This is a genomic window from Stanieria cyanosphaera PCC 7437 (genome assembly GCF_000317575.1).
GTDB lineage: Bacteria > Cyanobacteriota > Cyanobacteriia > Cyanobacteriales > Xenococcaceae > Stanieria > Stanieria cyanosphaera.
This window is the reverse complement of record NC_019748.1, coordinates 3,001,055-3,021,053: the sequence shown is the minus strand read 5'-3', so window position 1 is coordinate 3,021,053 and position 19,999 is coordinate 3,001,055. Positions and strand designations below refer to the sequence as shown.

Annotated in this window: 8 protein-coding genes; all 8 read left to right on the top strand. The window is 36.0% G+C overall.

Annotated elements, in window-relative coordinates; genetic code table 11:
• The first annotated feature begins 45 nt into the window (after positions 1–45).
• The 8 genes from ectB to STA7437_RS13030 all read left to right on the top strand — a co-directional run bounded on the left by ectB (position 46) and on the right by STA7437_RS13030 (position 19,985).
• Positions 46–1,320, top strand: coding sequence for a diaminobutyrate--2-oxoglutarate transaminase (gene ectB, locus STA7437_RS13065; protein WP_015193864.1), 1,275 nt, complete (start codon positions 46–48; stop codon positions 1,318–1,320).
• 79 nt (positions 1,321–1,399) lie between these two features.
• On the top strand, positions 1,400–4,198 hold the full coding sequence (locus STA7437_RS13060; protein ID WP_015193863.1) for a non-ribosomal peptide synthetase: 2,799 nt from the start codon (positions 1,400–1,402) through the stop codon (positions 4,196–4,198).
• Complete coding sequence (locus STA7437_RS13055; RefSeq protein ID WP_015193862.1) at positions 4,195–10,011, top strand: non-ribosomal peptide synthetase; 5,817 nt, start codon at positions 4,195–4,197, stop codon at positions 10,009–10,011. Before STA7437_RS13060 ends, STA7437_RS13055 begins: the two co-directional genes overlap by 4 nt.
• Positions 10,012–10,055: 44 nt before the next feature.
• Positions 10,056–14,621, top strand: a complete 4,566-nt coding sequence (locus STA7437_RS13050; protein WP_015193861.1) for a non-ribosomal peptide synthetase family protein — start codon at positions 10,056–10,058, stop codon at positions 14,619–14,621.
• 29 nt (positions 14,622–14,650) lie between these two features.
• Positions 14,651–15,400 (top strand): class I SAM-dependent DNA methyltransferase, encoded by a 750-nt coding sequence (locus STA7437_RS13045; protein ID WP_015193860.1) that lies wholly within the window; start codon positions 14,651–14,653, stop codon positions 15,398–15,400.
• A gap of 153 nt (positions 15,401–15,553) precedes the next feature.
• Positions 15,554–16,996, top strand: coding sequence for an aspartate aminotransferase family protein (locus STA7437_RS13040; RefSeq protein ID WP_015193859.1), 1,443 nt, complete (start codon positions 15,554–15,556; stop codon positions 16,994–16,996).
• Between the two features lie 117 nt (positions 16,997–17,113).
• Positions 17,114–17,872 carry a thioesterase II family protein gene (locus STA7437_RS13035; protein WP_015193858.1) on the top strand — a complete coding sequence of 253 codons (759 nt, stop codon included), beginning with the start codon at positions 17,114–17,116 and terminating at the stop codon, positions 17,870–17,872.
• Entirely contained in the window at positions 17,859–19,985 is a 2,127-nt protein-coding gene (locus tag STA7437_RS13030) for an acylase (RefSeq protein WP_015193857.1), read from the top strand. Before STA7437_RS13035 ends, STA7437_RS13030 begins: the two co-directional genes overlap by 14 nt.
• Positions 19,986–19,999: the final 14 nt, after the last annotated feature.

Below are 19,999 nucleotides of genomic sequence, written 5' to 3'. Positions count from 1 at the left end.
CGAATTAACCATACAAAAAACTCAACCATTCATCATTATCAAACCATGAAAGTTTTTGAACAATACGAATCAAACGTAAGAAGCTACTGTCGCAATTTTCCCACCGTATTTAATAAAGCCAAAAACTCAATTATTTATGCTGGCGATCGCGAATATATTGATTTTTTAGCTGGTGCTGGTGCTTTAAACTACGGTCATAATAACGATTACATCAAACAACAAATTATTGACTATCTAAACAAAGACGCGATCGCTCATGGATTAGACTTTCATACTTCTGCTAAAGAAGAATTTATTAGCAAATTTCAAAGTTCAATTTTAAATCCAAAAAACCTTAACTATCGCTTACAATTTTGTGGGCCAACTGGAACAAATGCGGTTGAAGCTGCCTTAAAATTAGCCAGAAAAGTTAAACAAAAAATAGGTATATTTTCCTTTATGGGAGCATTTCATGGCATGACCGCAGGTAGTTTATCAATTACAGGAAATAAAGAGTTAAAAGCTGGTATAAATGGTTTAACTAACGACGTTACTTTTATGCCTTATCCCGATGGAAAGATGGCAAAAATTGATACTTTAGAATATTTAGAATTAGTACTAACTGACACTCATTCAGGTATCGAGAAACCAGCAGCAATTATATTTGAAACCGTACAAGCAGAAGGAGGAATTATTGTTGCGCCAATCGAATGGATGCAGCGATTAAGAGATTTGTGCGATCGCTATAATATTTTATTAATTTGTGATGATATTCAAGTAGGTTGTGGTCGTACTGGGTCTTTTTTCTCCTTTGAAAGAGCTAAGATAGTTCCCGATCTAGTTGTTCTTTCTAAATCAATTAGTGGTTATGGTTTGCCCATGTCACTATTATTAATTAAACCAGAATTAGACATCTGGAAAGCAGGAGAACATACAGGTACTTTTCGAGGAAATCAATTAGCATTTGTTGGTGCAACTGCTGCTCTTGAATATCGAGAAAATATTGAACTTGAAAAAGAAGTAAGACTCAAAGAGTTTTTCTTAAAAAGTTTCTTAAATAAAAAAATTCAACCAATTGATGAGAAAATAGAAATACGCGGAATTGGCATGATTTGGGGAATTGATCTCAGCCAATTTAACGATCCTAATTTAGCTAAAAATATATGCGATCGCTGTTTTGATTTAGGATTAATTATTGAAAGAGTCGGTAGAAATGATACCGTTATCAAAATTTTACCTCCTTTAAATATAGAAATGTCGGTTCTTCAAAAAGGTTGTTCGATCATTCAACAAGCATTGAGTGATTGTTTAGCTAAAAATACGTATAGAGTCTCAGCTTGAAAAAATTAGTAGGGATAATTCATTAATCCCCCCTACTGACTCCGAATTTTGATAATATTATTTGATTTAATTTAAACCAATGATTGCTATTAAGGATAGTCCTAATTTACTAACTAACGAAGAATTATTTTTTCATAAAGTTTATTGGTCAAACCAATTAGGTGGGGAACTACCAGAGACAAATTTAATTCTCGATTATCTTAGACCTACCTCTTATACAGAAAAAGACCGAGAAGTTTGTTTTGAACTTTCTCAACAAGTATCACAAAAGATTCTGCAAATTACTCAAGGTTCTCATTTTTCAATTTATTTATTACTTTTAACAAACTCGGTGATTTTTCTTCATCGATATCTTGACCGCGAAGAAATAATTGTTGGTTCACCTAGTTATCGAAGTGAATTAGATCAGATTATTCCTTTACGTTTTAAACTTGATTCAAAGTTTACTTTTAAAGAGACATTAGAATTAATTAAAGATACGACGATTAAATCTTATAGTTATCAAAATTATCCAGTTTTAGATTTAATTCAGCAATTACAACTTCCTCAATCAATTAATCAATGTCCGATTTTCGATCTGGTTATTGCTTTAGAAAATATTCATCACTCAATTCCAGAATCAATCAACAACGATATTACCATTATTTTTTCGATTGAACAAAACCTGATTAAAGGAAAAATATTCTATAAAAGCTCGCTATTCAAAGCAGAAACTATTGAATTATTTAAGCAATATTATTTAAATGTTTTAACTGAAGATATTAACAAAATTAAAAATTGCCAGTTATCACAAATTGAACTACTAACTAAAAGCGATCGCTTTAAACTTTTGCATGAATTTAATCGCAATAGTAAAGAATATCCTGTTAATAAAACCATTGCTACTTTATTTGAAGAACAAGTAGAAAAGACAAGGGATAGTATTGCTGTAATTGACCGAGATATTTGTTTTACTTATCACGAACTAAATCAAAAAGCGAATCAATTAGCTCGATTACTTCAGAATTTAAATATACAATCAGGAGAATTAATTGCTGTTGTTAAAGAAAGAGATGTTAACTTTTTAATTGCAATTCTGGCGATTTTTAAAGCAGGGGGAGTTTATGTACCAATTGATTGCACCTATCCACCAGAAAGAATTAAATATATGGTTACTAATAGTCAAGCGAGGACTATTTTAACCGACAAAGTTAGTTTAGAATCGTTAGCCGAATTTTTGAGCGATTGCCCTGAAGTCAATTATCTGGTTTGTTTGGATGGTGAAATAAACGAAGACAATTACAATAATTCTATAAAAATAAGCGATCTCGCCCTTGGCAAGGCACTTCATGATCGCAATTCAATTGCCCAATTTTCTTCAGATAATCTTGATTTTGAAGGAAAAGGAACAGATTTAGCCTATATCATCTATACCTCTGGTTCAACAGGAATGCCCAAAGGAGCCATGATTAGACATGGTGGAGCAATCAATCACATCTATGCTCAATACGATGCCCTTCAATTAACATCTAATTTAACCTTCCTACAAAGTGCGCCCGCCTCATCCGATATTTCCGTCTGGCAATTCTTAGCACCCCTTCTAATTGGTGGCAAAACCATCATCATTGATACTGAAACCGTCTGTGATCCTCCCAAGTTATTTCAAACCATTCAACAACAACAAATCACCTTAGTAGAATTAGTACCTCAAGTACTCAAAAACTTACTGCAATACCTTACAGGTTTATCACCTCAAGCTAGACAACTACCATCTCTGCAATGGATGATGATCACAGGAGAATCAGTATCTGTAGAACTAGTCAATCAATGGCTGCAATTATATCCCAACATACCAGTAGTCAATGCCTATGGCCCTTCTGAAGCTAGTGATGACATTACCCAAGAGATTATCACTCAATCCCTACCAGCAAATCAAAGAAGTGTTTCAATAGGAAAACCCTTAGCTAACCTAAACCTCTACATCTTAGACCGCAACCTACAATTAGTGCCAATCGGAGTACCAGGAGAAATCTGTGTATCAGGTTATGGAGTAGGGCTAGGATATTGGCGCAATGAAGAGAAAACCGCAGCTAGTTTTGTTGCCAATCCCTTCGTAGGGGCGATTCGTGAATCGCCCCTACCCCATTCCCTGATTTATAAAACAGGAGATTTAGGGAGATGGTTACCCGATGGCAGAATTGAATATCTAGGTAGAATCGATCATCAAGTCAAAATACGGGGATATCGGATTGAATTAGGGGAAATTGAGACTGTTTTAAGTCAATATCCAGAGATTAAAGAAGCAGTTGCCTTAGTTGTAGAGGATGATTCAGAAGATAAAAAATTAGTTGCCTATGTAGTTCCCCATCATAACAACTTGGTAAATAATCGCGAACTGATTCCACAACTACGTCAGTTTCTAGAAGCAAGATTACCCAAACAGATGATTCCTTCGGCTTTGATGGCTTTACCCTCTTTTCCTCTAACACCCAGTGGCAAGATAGATCGACGGGCATTACCAGCAATTGAAGCAACTTCTAAAGAATTCCTACCGCCCCAGACAGAAACAGAGAAGACAATAGCAGCTATTTGGCAAGAAGTATTAAATCAAACACAAATTAGCCTTGACGATAACTTTTTCGAGTTAGGGGGACATTCGCTGTTAGCTACCCAAGTTATTTCCAGATTAAGAGAGCAATATCAACAAGAAATACCTCTGCGTAGTTTATTTGAAGAGCCAACCGTAGCCCAATTAGCTAGCTACCTTGACAGTATGAATGCCCTACAAAACTTACAGACAATCCCCACAGAAACCAACGAAACCAACAGCGATCTCGCCAAAGGCGAGGCGCGGTGCGGACAGCTTCGCTGGCGCGATCGCGAGGAAATTGAACTATGAAAACTATTAATGAGTTCTTATCCCATCTTAATAGTTTAGATGTCAAACTCTGGTCTGAAACTGCCCCAGGAGCTAGTTCAGAGATTCGCTTGCGCTGTAATGCTCCTAAAGACGTACTCACACCAGACTTAAAAACAGAACTAGCCGAACGGAAAGCAGAAATTTTAGAGTTTTTGCAAGAAATTAACCAAACTTCGGCTTCTATCCAACCCGTTGCTCGAACTGGTACGCTTCCTTTATCCTTTGCTCAACAAAGGTTATGGTTTCTTGATCGTTTAGAACCTGGTAATCCCTTTTACAATCAACCCTCAGCTTTTAGGTTAACTGGTGAGCTTCAAGTTGGCATCTTGGAACAAAGTTTACAAGAAATTATTAAAAGACATGAAATTTTAAGAACTACATTTACCACAGTTACAGAACACCCCGTTCAAGTTATCTCCCCCACAGTAGATTTTCGGCTTCCAGTCATCGATTTAACAACTTTATCTTCAACCGAACAAGAACGAGAAATTAAAGAACTTGCCCAACAAGAAGCTCAATCTCCCTTTAACTTAGAAAGGGATTTATTACTGCGAGTTACTCTGCTCAAATGCAGTTGCCAGGAACATATTATTTTATTTACTACCCACCATATTGTCTCTGATGATTGGTCTACAGGAATCTTAATTCAAGAATTAGCTACTCTCTACCAAGCCTTTTTGGAGGGTAAACCATCACCTCTACCAGAATTATCGATTCAATATGCAGATTTTGCTGTCTGGCAACGTCAATGGTTACAGGGAAAAGCGCAGCAAACTCAACTCAATTACTGGAAACAGCAATTAGGTAGTAACCCACCAGTTTTAAACCTACCCACCGATTATCCTCGACCAACTAAATTAACCTATCAAGGAGCTACTCAATCTTTTATCCTCTCTCCATATTTAACTCAAGCTCTCAAAGCTCTTTGTCAACAGGAAAAAGTTACCCTTTTTATGTTGTTGCTGGCAGCTTTTAAAGTACTACTGTATCGTTATAGCCATCAAGAGGATATCGTAGTCGGTACTCCCATCGCCAACCGCAACCGCGCTGAAATTGAAGGCTTGATTGGTTTCTTTGTCAATACCTTGGTATTGAGAATCAATTTAGAAGGAAATCTCAGTTTTACGGAATTACTACAACGAGTCAAACAAGTCACCCTAGGAGCATATAGTCACCAGGATCTACCTTTTGAAAAGCTTGTTGAAGAATTAAAGCCAGAGCGTCACCTCAATCGTAATCCTTTGTTTGATGTGATGTTTGCCTTACAAAATGCGCCAGAGTCAGAACTAAAATTACCAGGATTAAGTTTAAGCTCAATTGACGAAGATAGTAACACAGCCAAATTCGATCTCAGTTTAGATATATTTGAGTCGTCTTTCGGTTTAACAGGAGTGTTTGAGTACAGCACTGACTTATTTCAAGCTAGCACCATTGAAAGAATGATCGGGCATTTTCAGGTGTTATTGAAGGCAATAGTTACCCATCTAGAAACTAAGCTGTCAGAATTACCTTTATTAACTGAAGCGGAAAGAAACCAAATCTTATTCCAATGGAATGATACTAAAATCGAATATCCTTTAGATCAATGTATTCACTCCTTATTTGAAGAGCAGGTAACCAAAACACCGAATGCAGTAGCAGTTGTTTATCAAGATCAACAATTAACCTATCAAGAATTAAATACCAAAGCTAATCAACTAGCACACTATCTACAAAAATTAGGAGTTAAACCAGAGACTTTGATAGGTATTTGTGTTGAACGCTCAGTAGAAGTGGTTGTCGGCATACTAGGCATTCTTAAAGCAGGTGGAGCTTATTTACCGCTAAATCCAACTCATCCCTTGGAACGTTTAGCTGAGATGTTATCAGATGCTCAAATTTCGATCTTGATAACTCAACAGCCTTTAGTAAAATCTTTTGATGAATATCAAGCAGAGTTAGTTTGTTTAGATTCAGATTGGGAATTAATTGCTCAACAAAACGATCAAAACCCCATCAGTGAAGTTACAACTAACAATCTAGCTTATGTGATTTATACCTCTGGTTCAACAGGTAAACCAAAAGGGGTAATGGTAGAACATTCTAGTTTGGTTAATAATTACTTTGCGTGGAAAGATGCTTATCAATTAAACTCGCTTAAAACCCATCTCCAGATGGCTAACTTCGCCTTTGATGTTTTTACTGGGGATTTAGTTCGCGCATTATGTTCGGGAGGAAAATTAGTTCTGTGTCCCCAGGAGTTTTTATTAGAAGCAGAGCAACTTTATTCATTAATCAAGCAACATCAAATCGACTGCGGTGAATTTGTACCTGTAGTCTTGCGAAATTTGATTGAGTATTTAGAAAAGAGTAACCAGAAATTAGAACTAAAACTAGTTATTTGTGGTTCGGATAGTTGGTATGGTCGAGAATATCAAAAATTTCCACAATTTTTAGGCAAACAAACCAGACTAATTAATTCTTTTGGCGTAACTGAAGCTACTATCGATAGTTGCTATTTTGAACTAAAAGCAAAGCAATTATCATCCGAACAGTTGGTTCCGATTGGTAAACCGTTTGCTAATACACAATTATATATTTTAGATTCCCATTTACAACCCGTTCCTATTGGTATCACAGGAGAATTGTATATCGGTGGAGCGGGAGTAGCACGAGGTTATTTAAATCGGTCAGAATTAACCAAAGAGAAATTTATTCCTAACCCGTTATTGGACGTAGAGATATTTCATGAAATATCCCTACAGAATTCAACATTATATAAAACTGGCGATTTAGCTCGTTATCATGGTGATGGCACAATTGAATATTTGGGCAGAATTGATCATCAGGTTAAAATTCGGGGATTTCGGATTGAATTAGGGGAAATTGAGGTAGTTATAGCTAGTTACCCGCTAGTTAAAGATTGTGTTGTTGTTGCTTATCAGGATACTACTGGGGATACAAGATTAGTTGCTTATTATATTTCTGAAGCAAAACTAGACATTAAACAATTAAGGGATTTCCTCAAATCCAAATTACCAGATTACATGATTCCTTCTGCCTTGGTGGAATTGAAGGCGTTTCCCTTAACTCCCAATGGTAAATGCGATCGCAATTCTTTACCCATTCCCGATTTTACTCTAACTACAACTCAATATTTTGCACCTCGTACTGAAACCGAGGCAAGTCTAGTTAAAATCTGGCAAGAAGTGCTGAATCTTCCCCAGGTAGGAATCAATGATAATTTCTTTGAATTGGGGGGACATTCTCTACTCGCAACTCAAGTTGTCTCTAAAATACGTCAAAGTTTATCGGTTGAGTTAGCTCTACGGTGTTTGTTTGAGTATCCAAATATTGCTCAATTAGCTAATCAAATAACAACCAGTATTACCCAAGAAATACCACCAATTAAACCTGTAACAAGAGATAGGGATTTACCTTTATCCTTTGCCCAGCAACGACTATGGTTTTTGGCTCAATTAGAACCAGATAACCCAGCTTATAATATCCCTGAAGCTTTACGCTTGCAAGGAAAACTAGATGTAGAAGTTTTAATTCAAACTATTCAAGTAATTATTGAGCGACACGAAATTCTCCGCACCAACTTTAAAGTAGTTAATGATGAACCGATACAGGTTATTCATTCCCAGAGTAAGTTTCAACTAATAACAGTTGATTTAACTAGTTTATCTAAAACAGAACAAGAACCAGAAGTAATCAAACTCACTGAACAAGAAGCACTACAACCATTTGATTTAGAAACAGATTCCTTAATCAAAGTTACCTTAATTCGGTTGGATGATTTAGAAAACGTCATTCTCTTTACCATGCATCATATTATCTCCGATGCTTGGTCAATAGGAATTTTAGTTGAAGAATTTGTCACCCTTTATCAAGCCTTTTCTCAACAAAAACCCTCACATTTGCCAGAATTACCTATTCAATATGCAGATTACGCTGTTTGGCAACGGGAATGGTTACAAGGAGAGGTGTTAGAAAAACAACTCCACTATTGGCAACAAAAACTGGGTGGTAAATTACCTGTTTTGAAACTGCCATACCAACAACCACCCCTAGTTAAAACTAATCGCAGTCTGAGTCATAAATTTGAACTGTCTCAAGAATTAACCCTTGCTATACAGCAACTATCTCGCCAGCATGATGCCACTTTGTTTATGGTGATTTTGACGGCACTCAAAGTTTTACTGTATCGCTATACCCAACAGGATGATATTGTCGTCGGAGCAGACATTGCTAATCGTAATCGCACTGAAACAGAAGGATTAATTGGATTTTTTGTTAATTTACTGCTTTTACGCACCGATTTATCAGGTTATCCGAGTTTTAGGGAATTATTAAGCAGAGTCAAAGAAGTAACTTTATCAGCTTATGCTCATCAAGACTTACCTTTTGAGCGACTCGTTCAAGAATTACAACCATCAAGAAAACTAAATCAAACACCTTTATTTCAGGTGTTATTAGTTATGGATAATGTTCCAACACAAACATTAGAGCTTCCTGGTTTAACTATTTCACCTATTAAAGAAATAGATAGTAAAGCCAAATTCGATCTCGTTTTATTTATCTCTGAAACACCATCAGGAATTGTTGGAACTTGGACATATAATAGCGATTTTTTTGACGGTAATACCATCAGTAAATTGTCAAATCATTACGTAACTTTACTACAAAATATTGTTTCCAAACCAGATACTCGAATTAACAATCTAGCAATTACTATTCAAGCAGAACAAGAGGTACAAACAATGGCAGAAATAACTCAAGCAAAAAGTAAGTTTAATAAGTTTTTAAAGGTTAAACCCAAAGCAATTAGCTTGCCATCTTCTGAAGAATTAATTAAGACAGATTTTTTACAGTCTGGACAAACTTTACCTTTAGTAATTACTCCTGCTGTCAAAGATCTGGATCTTATTGATTGGGTTAAAAACGAAAGAAAGTTTTTAGAAGATAAATTACTTCAACACGGTGCAATTTTATTTCGGAATTGCCAACTTAATTCTATTACTGATTTTGAAAATCTAGCCCAAACTATTTGTCCTAATTTATTTGGTAATTATGGGGATTTACCTCGTACGGGAGTAAGCAATAAAGTTTATGGTTCAACTCCTTATCCTGCCAATAAAACTATCTTATTTCACAACGAAAGTTCTCACCTGCATTGTTATCCTCAAAAAATTTGGTTTTATTGTGTCCAACCAGCGCAAGAAGGAGGAGAAACTCCGATTGTTGATTGTCGTGAAGTTTATCGAATTCTCGATCCTAAAGTTAGAGAAAAATTAGAACAAAAACAATTAATGTATGTCCGTAACTATATTAAAGGTTTAGATGTAAGTTGGCAAAATTTCTTTCACACCGAAGATAAAGCAGTAGTTGAAGAACATTGTCGCCAATCAGAAATGGAGTTTGAATGGTTACCTAATAATGGTTTAAAAACTTCTAAAAAAAGACCTGCGATCGCGTTACATCCAATCACTCAAGAAAAGGTATTTTTTAATCAAATTCAACTTCATCATATTTCTTATCTCGATCCTCAAGTTAGAGAGTCTTTACTATCAGTATTTGGCGAAGAAAATTTACCACGTAATGTTTATTATGGTGATGGTTCTCCTCTAGAACCAGAGGATATTGCTGAAATTAATCGGGCTTATCAAACAGCTACTATTAGTTTTCCTTGGCAAAAAACTGATGTCTTGATGTTGGACAATTTATTAACTGCTCATAGTCGTAATCCCTACAAAGGTGAACGAAAAATTGTAGTAGCCATGGGTGAAATGATGAATTCAGAACTTTAGGGGCGCAAGGCTTGCGCCCTCCATAAAATAGGTAATAGGTGAAAATGAAAACGGAAACTTTACAGGGATTTCAATTATCTCCTCAGCAAAAACGTTTGTGGTTATTACAACAAAATAACCGTGTTTATTTATCCCAAGCTGTAATCCTGATTGAAGGAAAAGTTGACTTAGAAATTTTACAAGAAGCTGTTGATAAAATTGTTGAGCGTCAAGAAATTATGCGGACTAATTTCTATCGGCGATCGGGTATTACTATTCCTTTTCAAGTTATTAATGAAACGAGTAAATCTGTTTGGCAAAATCTTGATTTAAGTCACCTAACGGAACAGGAAATCGAATTAAAACTGATTGAGTTATTGCAATCAGAACAAACGAATAATTTCAATCTAGAACGTGATTCGCTTGTACGTCTGGTGTTGATAAAATTAAGTGAAGAAAGCTTTTATTTAATTGTAACCCTGCCTTCTCTCTGTGCCGATCGCTGGACAATTAATAATTTAGTTAGAGAAATTAGTCAAAGCTATTCTCTTTGTTTACAAGGAAAAGATTTTTTTGAAGAACCATTACAATATATTCAATTTTCAGAATGGCAAAACGAATTATTAATAGAAGAAGCAGAAACTGGAAAAGCTTTTTGGCAACAACAGCAATTTAAAAATAGAAACAATTTAAGCTTACCTGGGGAAATTAATTCAAACCAATACCCAAAATTAAACACAATTTATTTAACAATAGAGTCTAACTTACTCAATAAAATTCATTCAACTACCACTCAAACTAATACCAATCTTTCTACCTGGCTTTCAGCTTGTTGGTATATATTAATCTGGAAATTAACCGAGCAATCAGAAATCACCATTGCGAATTTATTTACTGGCAGAAAATATCAAGAATTAGAAAATACCTTTGGATTATTAGCACAATTTTTGCCTATAAGTTGTACAGTTGCAAAACAATTTACTTTTTCAGAAATTTTATCTACTCTAGAAGATAATTTACATCAAGCAGAACAATACCAAGAATATTATCTAGCAGAAAATAACGAGCAAGTAGAGTCAAACTTCTCCGTTGGCTTTGAATTTGAAACATTACCCAATCCATATCATGCTGATGGTGTATCTTTCTTTCCTAAGCAAAAAAATATTCAATTAGAAAACTTTAAACTTAAACTTACCTGTTGGCAGAATCAAAACGATTTAATTACAGAATTTCAATATGATAGTAATAAATTTGATTCAGAAACTATTACTAGATTAGGTCGACAATATCATACCCTAATTGAAAGTATCATAACTAATCCAGCAGCAACCGTAGAAGAAATCACCATTCTGGATCGTCAACAACTCGATCAGTTATTAATAGAATTTAACAATAACCAAACTAACTATCCTCAAGATCGATGTATTCATCAGTTATTTGAAAACCAAGTAACAAAAACACCCGATAATATTGCTTTAGTATGGGAAGGAAAGCAATTAACTTATATAGAATTAAATCAAAAAGCCGATCAATTAGCTAATTATTTAAAAAAACAAGGAGTCAAACCAAATACCCTAGTTGGTTTATATCTAGAGCGATCGCATTTAGCAATTATTGGTTTACTTGGTATCCTTAAAGCAGGGGTAGCTTATTTACCTCTAGATTCTGCTTTACCTACAGAAGGATTAACTTTTCGTTTACAAGATGCTGGCGTATCGATTCTCTTAACCCAGCACTCTCTTTTGACTACAATTTCCTCTAGTACCGAACAGATCATTTGCTTAGATACAGATTGGGAAACTATTGCCCAAACCAAACCAGACAATTTACCCACTACTGTAACACCAGATAATTTAGTATATGCGATCTATACATCGGGTTCGACTGGTACACCCAAAGCTGTTGCTATCCAACACAGACAACTGGTTAACTATTTCTACTCCATTGTAGAAAGATTCAATCTATCTGAAAATGCTACCTTTGCCACTGTGTCTACTCTGGCAGCAGATTTAGGCAATACTATGTTATTCCCTGCCTTGGGTACTGGTGGATGTTTGCATATCATTTCTCAAGAAACAGCTTCTGATCCTCAAGCTTTTACCAATTATTGCCAAAGTTACCCGATAGACTATCTCAAAATTGTTCCTTCTCATCTCTCTGCCTTGTTAACCTCTGCTTCAAAAGTAGGCTTTTTACCACAAAAACAGCTAATTTTGGGCGGAGAAGCTAGTAATTGGGAATTAATTGCCAAAATTAAACAACAAAAACCAAATTGTCAGATTTTTAATCATTATGGCCCTACAGAAACCACAGTAGGAGTACTAACTTATGAAGTTAAATCAGAAACGGAGAAGACTGGGAGACGCAGAGACTGGGAGACGCGGAGACTGGGAGATGAGGAGAATATTTTTGCTGCAAATCAGAAAATTAGTCCGTACAGATACAGTAGTAGCATTTCGACAACAGTTCCTATTGGCAAACCTTTACCTAATACTCAAGTTTATGTATTAGATGAAAAATTGCAACCAGTACCTCTAGGCGTACCAGGGGAATTGTATCTCGGTGGCACACAAGTTAGTCAAGGTTATTTCAATCGCCCAGAATTAACTAAAGAGAAATTTATTCCTAACCCTTTTACAGTTACCAGTAGAGACGTTCCATGGAACGTCTGTACACCAGTTATCAGTATTAGCTCTTCTGCACCTTTAAACCCCTGCATTCTGACACCAATACTATACAAAACTGGAGATAAGGTACGTTATTTACCTGATGGTAATTTAGAATTTCTAGGAAGAATTGATCGCCAAGTCAAAATCAGGGGTTTTCGCATAGAATTAGAGGAAATTGAAAGTAAATTACGACAACACCCAGATCTTCAGTCAGTAGTAGTTACTGCAACTGAAAACTCACTCAATCATCAACGTTTAATTGCATACATAGTAACAACTCCTCAATTTCGTCTGCGTCATCACAATCAAGAGACAGCGATCGCTAGTGAATTAAGAAATTTTTGTGTTACCCACTTTCCAGAATATATGATTCCTTCTGCTTTCGTGGTGTTGAAAGCATTGCCTTTAACTGCTAATGGTAAGATTGATTATCAAGCATTACCAAACCCAGAACAACATCGTCCAGAATTAAAACAAATTTATCTTGCCCCGCGATCGCTTTTAGAAAAACAACTAGCCGAAATCTGGCAAGAGGTATTAGGTTTAGAGAAAATTGGCATTCATGATAATTTCTTTGAGTTGGGGGGACATTCTCTCTTAATTACTCAACTACTGGCAAAAGTAAGAAATGCTTTTAAGGTTGACTTACCTCTCAAGGATTTATTTAATGCACCCACTATTGCTGATTTAGCGAAGAGACTGGGGGACAGGGAGATTGGGAGACACGGAGAGGCAGAGACTGTTACTAATCTCAACTCTGAAGCAATTTTAGATTCTGATATTGTTCCTAGTAGTAGGGACGAATGGCCATTCGCAAGGGGCTGTGGCGTGAATTTAATTCACGCCCTTACAAAAAATGATGCGTTTTTATTAACAGGTGCAACTGGATTTTTAGGTGCTTTCTTACTAAATGAACTTTTACAACAAACTTCAGCAGACATCTATTATTTAATTCGCGCTGAAAATATTAATCTGGCTCAAGAGCGGATCGAAAATAAATTAAAATCTTATTTATTATGGGATGAAAGTTTCAGTCAACGCATTATTCCCGTAGTTGGGGATTTATCTCAACCACTGCTTGGACTATCAAAGGATTACTTTGCCAAACTCGCCTCTTTGATTGATGTCATCTATCATAACGGTGCTTGGGTTAATTTTACTTATCCTTACTCACAACTTAAAGCTGCTAACGTTTTAGGTACTCAAGAAGTTCTAAGATTAGCAGTTCAAAATAAACTCAAACCAGTCCACTTTATTTCTACCATTGGTGTAGTTAGTGCTGCCGATCGCAAATTACTAACTATTCAAGAAGATACTTCCATCGATCACAGTGAACAAATCGACAGTGGTTACACTCAAAGTAAATGGGTAGCAGAAAAACTAGTTACTATTGCCCGCGATCGCGGTATACCTATCAGTATATATCGACCAGGACGAATTTCAGGACATAGTAAAACAGGTGTTTGTAACCCAGACGATCATACCTTCAGAATGATTCGGGGTTGTATTCAACTTGGTAGTGTTTTCCAAGAAGACTCGCTAGTGAATTTAACTCCTATTGATTATGCCGTGAGAGCGATCGCTCATTTATCCAGTCAACCAGAATCATTAGGTAAAACTTTTCATATCTTTAACCCTCAACCCACTCCTTGGCAGGAAGTAGTTGACTCCGTTATTTCTTTGGGTTATCCACTGCAACAACTCGACTATCAACAGTGGCGCAAACAACTACTAACCACAGTAGAAAGACACTCAGATCATCCTTTATCTCCACTGATCAGTACATTTACCGAAAACGAAACCACCAATCCAGAAGAAACCATTAACCAGAAACTAGATGCTCACAATACTAACTCTGGATTAACAGGAACTTCAATTATCTGTCCACCATGCGATCGCTATTTAATAAATACCTATCTTTCCTATCTCATCAACAAAAGTTACTTAAAACAGCCCAATTAACTTAAAAATCGACAACAAGGAGAACTAAAATGACTACAAATACTATTTACTCAGCCTATGATTCTTTCGCACGCGTAATGAATGAAGATTGGGGAACCGAGGATAGTGAAGCTGTATTACCTGATGTTGAGGCATTATTTCTCAAACATCTTCCCCAACAGTCTTCGATTCTCGATCTTTGCTGCGGTACAGGGCATCTAGCACGAAAGCTACAAGATAAAGGCTATCAAGTTACTGGAATTGATGGTTCAAGCGAACTATTACGCTATGCTCGTGATAATGCCCCTCAGAGTAAGTTTATTGTGGATGATGCTCGTTACTTTAAATTACCAGCTTCTTTTAATGGAGTTATTTCTACCAATTATGGTCTTAATCATATAACCAAACTAGAAGAATTAACCTGGGTTTTCCAGAACGTTTATACAACATTATTATCAAATGGTTTATTCGTATTCGATCTTAGATTGGATAAATTCTATAAAAAAGACAATTGGAATAATTCCCTAATTGGAAACGTGCAAGACGAATATGCTTGGGCATTAAAACGTATTTACAATCCCGAAGAAAAAATAGGCAATATTTACATTACTATTTTTGAATTAACTAACAACAACTGGAAGCGTTCTGATCTTACTTGGTCAGTCAAAGGATATGATCTCGAAGAAGTAATTTTCGCTCTACAAACTGTCGGATTTAAAAACATCAATTATTATAACCAAGAAGACATTTCAGCCCACACAAAAGAAGCCAACATACTTTACTTTGTTTGTCACAAATAAACTTTAATTATTCAACCTCAAACCCAATCCTTAAATTCATCCGTGTTCATCAGTGAACAAATAATCAACCATTAACACTACCAATCGATAACTCTATCTGCGTTCATTCGTGGACACTTTTGTTCCATTAATCTTCATTTAAAACCTAAAAACATGATTACAATCACCCCACTAACAAACTTAGAAAATCTCGCCACAATTTTCTCTCAAATCAATTTAAATAATCGCCAACAAGAATATTTAACAGACTTTATTACTCGCTATAACCAGAAAACCAAAAAATCAAAAAAAATTGCTCAAGCAAATCGTTCAATTTTAGCAGACAATAAAAGTTTTGTAGACTTTCAACTACCTCTTAAAGAACTATATTATCCTCTAGTTACGCAACAATCTTACGGTTCAAAAATCCACGATGTTGATGGCAATGAATATATAGATTTAGTTATGGGATATGGTGTCAATCTTTTTGGTCATAACCCAGATTTTATTAAAAAAGCAATTATAGAACAACTAAATAAAGGAATTCAATTAGGTTCTCAACCAGAATTAATTGGTGAAGTTGCTAACTTAATTAGTGAACTAACAGGAGTAGAAAGAGTTGCTTTTAGCAACACAGGAACAGAAGCAGTAATGACAGCAATTCGTCTGGCAAGAACTGTAACAGGACGCAATAAAATTGTCATGTTTTCTAACTCCTATCACGGTCATTTTGATGGCACTCTTGGTAAACCCAAAACAATCAATAATCAGAGCAAAACTGTTGCGATCGCCTCTGGAATTCCTACTAGTTATCTTCAAGATACTTTAGTCTTAAAATACGGTGACGAACAATCTTTAGAAATAATCAAACAAAACTCTCAAGAAATAGCTGCTGTCTTAGTTGAACCAGTGCAATCAAGTCAATTAAATTTACAACCAAAAACCTTTCTTCAACAATTAAGACAACTTACTCAAGACTTAAAAATAGCTTTAATTTTTGATGAAATGGTAACAGGTTTTCGTATTCATCCAGGTGGCGCACAAGCTTGGTTTGAAATCGAAGCAGATCTAGTTACTTATGGCAAAATTGTTGGTGGTGGTTTACCCATTGGAATTATTGCAGGAAAAGCTCAATATTTAGACGCGATCAATGGTGGAATCTGGCATTATGGAGATTTATCATCTCCTCAAAGCAAAACTACTTTTTTTGCAGGAACTTATTGCAAACATCCTCTAGCGATCGCTTCTGCTCATGCAGTTTTAGTACATTTAAAAACTCAAGGTGCTACTTTACAAGAACAATTAAACCAACGCACATCTAATTTTGTAGCGACACTTAATGATTATTTTGAACAAGAAGAATTACCAATTTATCTGGCTAATTTTGGCTCATTATTCGGCTCTTCTGATTTAGAAATTGATGAATCTGCTGAAGATAATTCTGAATTATCATTAGTTTTTGACTTACTTTACTATCACCTTTTAGCTAAAGGAATCATGCTCAGAGGTAACGGTGGATTTTTATCAACTGCCCATACAGATGCAGATATTAATTATATTATTCAAGCGGTTAAAGATAGCATTTCAGAATTAAAAGAAGGAGAATTTTTACCATAAATATAGCTTTTATAGCGGTTTTTAGATTAATGAGATACAGTTCATTTCTCTGGTTAAGCGTTGATAGTTGATTGTTAGTCTACAGTCCATAGCATCTAAACTTTTTACTTCAAAACCATGACTCTTACTCCTACTATTAATTCTTGGATTACTTTTCCTAAACCTAATCCTTCTCCTTCCCTGCGTTTATTTTGTTTCCCCTATGCAGGTGGTAGTTCTTATTCTTTTCGTTCCTGGATTGATTATTTTCCTAAAAATATTGAAATTTGTACTGTAGAACTTCCAGGCAGAGGCAGCCAAATACAATTAATTCCTTTCAATCGAATCGAGCCTTTAGTAAAAGCGATCGCTTTAGAAATTTTACCTTTTTTGAATCAACCTTTTGCTTTTTTTGGTCATAGTATGGGAGGATTAATTAGTTTTGAATTGGCTCGTTTACTTCGTCGTCAATATAATTTAGAACCAGTTCATTTATTTATCTCTGGTCGTCGCGCTCCTCAAATTAATCGTTCAAAAACTATAATTAGTAATTTACCTAAAGCAGATTTGATTCGAGAATTACGCCTACTCAATGGTACTCCAGAAGAAGTTTTAAATAATGATGAATTAATGGAAATATTACTTCCCATTCTTAGAGCAGACTTTGCTATTTTAGAAAATTATAATTATACTGCTGACGCTCCTTTTAATTGCCCAATTTCTGTTTTTGGCGGTCTACAAGATCGAACAATCGAACTAAAAGAACTTGAAGCCTGGAGAGAACAAACTTTAAATTCTTTCTCTTTAAAAATGCTTTCGGGCAATCACTTTTTTATTCACTCCTCTCAGTCTTTTCTGCTTCAAGAATTAATCCAACAGTTAAATGTTTATTATTAATTTCAGCTTTAGTAAAAATATTTTTGGTAAATCTTTTAAATCAGCTTTGTTTCTAATTAGTCTATTGATAGTTTTATTAGTAGGACAAACCAATGTATTAAGTAATCCCAAACGTAGCGAAATTCTTTGGGATAACTATGGTGTTCCTCATATTTATGGAGTCAATTCTCAAGACGCATTTCAAGCCTTCGGTTGGGCGCAAATGCACAGCCACGCTAACTTACTTCTTCGTCTTTATGGTCAAGCTAGAGGACGCGCTGCTGAGTATTGGGGAGAAGATTATTTAGAATCAGATCGATGGGTTGTCACAATGGGCATTCCTCAACGAGCAAAAACTTGGTATCAACAACAGAATGCCACTTTTCGTAGTTATTTAGATAGCTTTGCTACAGGAATTAACACTTATGCAGCAGAACATCCCGAATTAATTGATGATGAAGTGAAAACCGTTCTACCCATCTCAGGAGAAGACGTTCTCGCTCATGTTCAACGAGTTCTTAATTTTACCTTTGTGGTAGATCCAGAAACAGTTACAAATCTTCATCAAAAACCAAAACACTCCAAAGGTTCTAACGGTTGGGCGATCGCACCTGGTCATTCTACTAGTGGTAATACTCTGTTACTGGCTAACCCCCATCTACCTTGGTTCGATTTATTTCTCTGGTATGAGGCACAAATTACCGCACCAGGAATCGATGCTTATGGTGCAACTTTAGTAGGGATTCCCGTTCTCGCGATCGCATTTAATGATAATTTAGGTTGGACTCATACTGTCAATACTTTTGATGGTTGGGATATATATGAATTAACTCTTTCTGGTAAAGGCTATCTGTTTGATGGTGAAGTTCGTGATTTTACGACAAAAACTGCTGAAATTAAATTAAAACAACAGGATGGCACTATCCAATCACAAAAACTTACCATACAAAGTTCTGTTCATGGCCCTCTGATTAAACAAGAAGAAGGCAAAGCTCTAGCATTGAGAGTAGTTGGTTTAGATCGTCCTGGTGTATTAGAGCAATGGTGGGATATGGCAAAAGCTAATAACTTCAAACAGTTTGAAGCCGTACTCCAACGTCTACAGTTACCCATGTTTACTGTAATGTATGCTGATCGCGAGGGACACATTATGCACCTATTTAATGGTCAAGTTCCCATTCGCTCTCAAGGCGATTTTGCCTATTGGCAAGGTATTATTTCTGGCGACACTTCAACTACTCTCTGGACTAAAATTCATCCCTATCAAGATTTACCTCGGATCGTCGATCCAACTAGTGGTTGGCTACAAAATGCTAATGATCCTCCTTGGACAACTACATTTCCTAGTGCCATCTCACCAGAAGATTATCCTCCTTACATCGCACCCCAAGAGATGGATTTTCGAGCGCAACGTTCGGCTCGAATGCTAGCGGAAACTGACAAGATTTCTTTTCCAGAAATGATTAATTATAAACACTCAACCCGCATGGAAATGGCGGATCGCCTTTTAGACGACCTTATTCCTGCTTTACGTCAAGAAAGTAGTACCTTAGCTCTACAAGTAGCCGATGTCCTCGAACAATGGGACAGACAAACTAATGCCAAAAGTCAGGGAGCAGTTTTATTTGCTGCTTGGTTAGAAGAAATTGACTTTGATACCTTGTTTAGTCAACCCTGGCAACCAAATTCCCCTCTCAATACCCCCAATGGTTTAGCCGATCCTCAACAGGCAGTCAAAACACTGTTAGCAGTAGCTACCCAGATCGAGCAAGATTATGGTGCAATAGATGTATCTTGGGGTGAGGTGTTTCGCTTCAAGGATGGTAATCTAGATTTACCTGCCAATGGTGGGCCGGGAGACTTTGGTATTTTTCGGGTAGTTAACTTTATACCTATGGAAAACTCCAAACATTTTCAAGCTTTTGATGGAGATTCTTTTGTCGCTGCCATTGAGTTTTCTCAACCAGTCAAAGCAATGGCACTTACTAGTTATGGTAATGCTACTCAACCAAATTCTATTTCCACTGAAGATCAATTAAAATTATTTGCTCAAAAACAATTGCGCCCAATATGGCGATCGCGTCAAGAAGTTGAAGCTCATTTAGTCAAACGTAAAATTATCTCAAAAATGTAAAAAGTTTCCAGATT

Excerpts from the sequence above, each read along its gene's own strand:
- ectB (WP_015193864.1), top strand. The coding sequence starts at position 46 with ATGAAAGTTTTTGAACAATACGAATCAAACGTAAGAAGCTACTGTCGC.
- STA7437_RS13060 (WP_015193863.1), top strand. The coding sequence starts at position 1,400 with ATGATTGCTATTAAGGATAGTCCTAATTTACTAACTAACGAAGAATTA.
- STA7437_RS13055 (WP_015193862.1), top strand. The coding sequence starts at position 4,195 with ATGAAAACTATTAATGAGTTCTTATCCCATCTTAATAGTTTAGATGTC.
- STA7437_RS13050 (WP_015193861.1), top strand. The coding sequence starts at position 10,056 with ATGAAAACGGAAACTTTACAGGGATTTCAATTATCTCCTCAGCAAAAA.
- STA7437_RS13045 (WP_015193860.1), top strand. The coding sequence starts at position 14,651 with ATGACTACAAATACTATTTACTCAGCCTATGATTCTTTCGCACGCGTA.
- STA7437_RS13040 (WP_015193859.1), top strand. The coding sequence starts at position 15,554 with ATGATTACAATCACCCCACTAACAAACTTAGAAAATCTCGCCACAATT.
- STA7437_RS13035 (WP_015193858.1), top strand. The coding sequence starts at position 17,114 with ATGACTCTTACTCCTACTATTAATTCTTGGATTACTTTTCCTAAACCT.
- STA7437_RS13030 (WP_015193857.1), top strand. The coding sequence starts at position 17,859 with ATGTTTATTATTAATTTCAGCTTTAGTAAAAATATTTTTGGTAAATCT.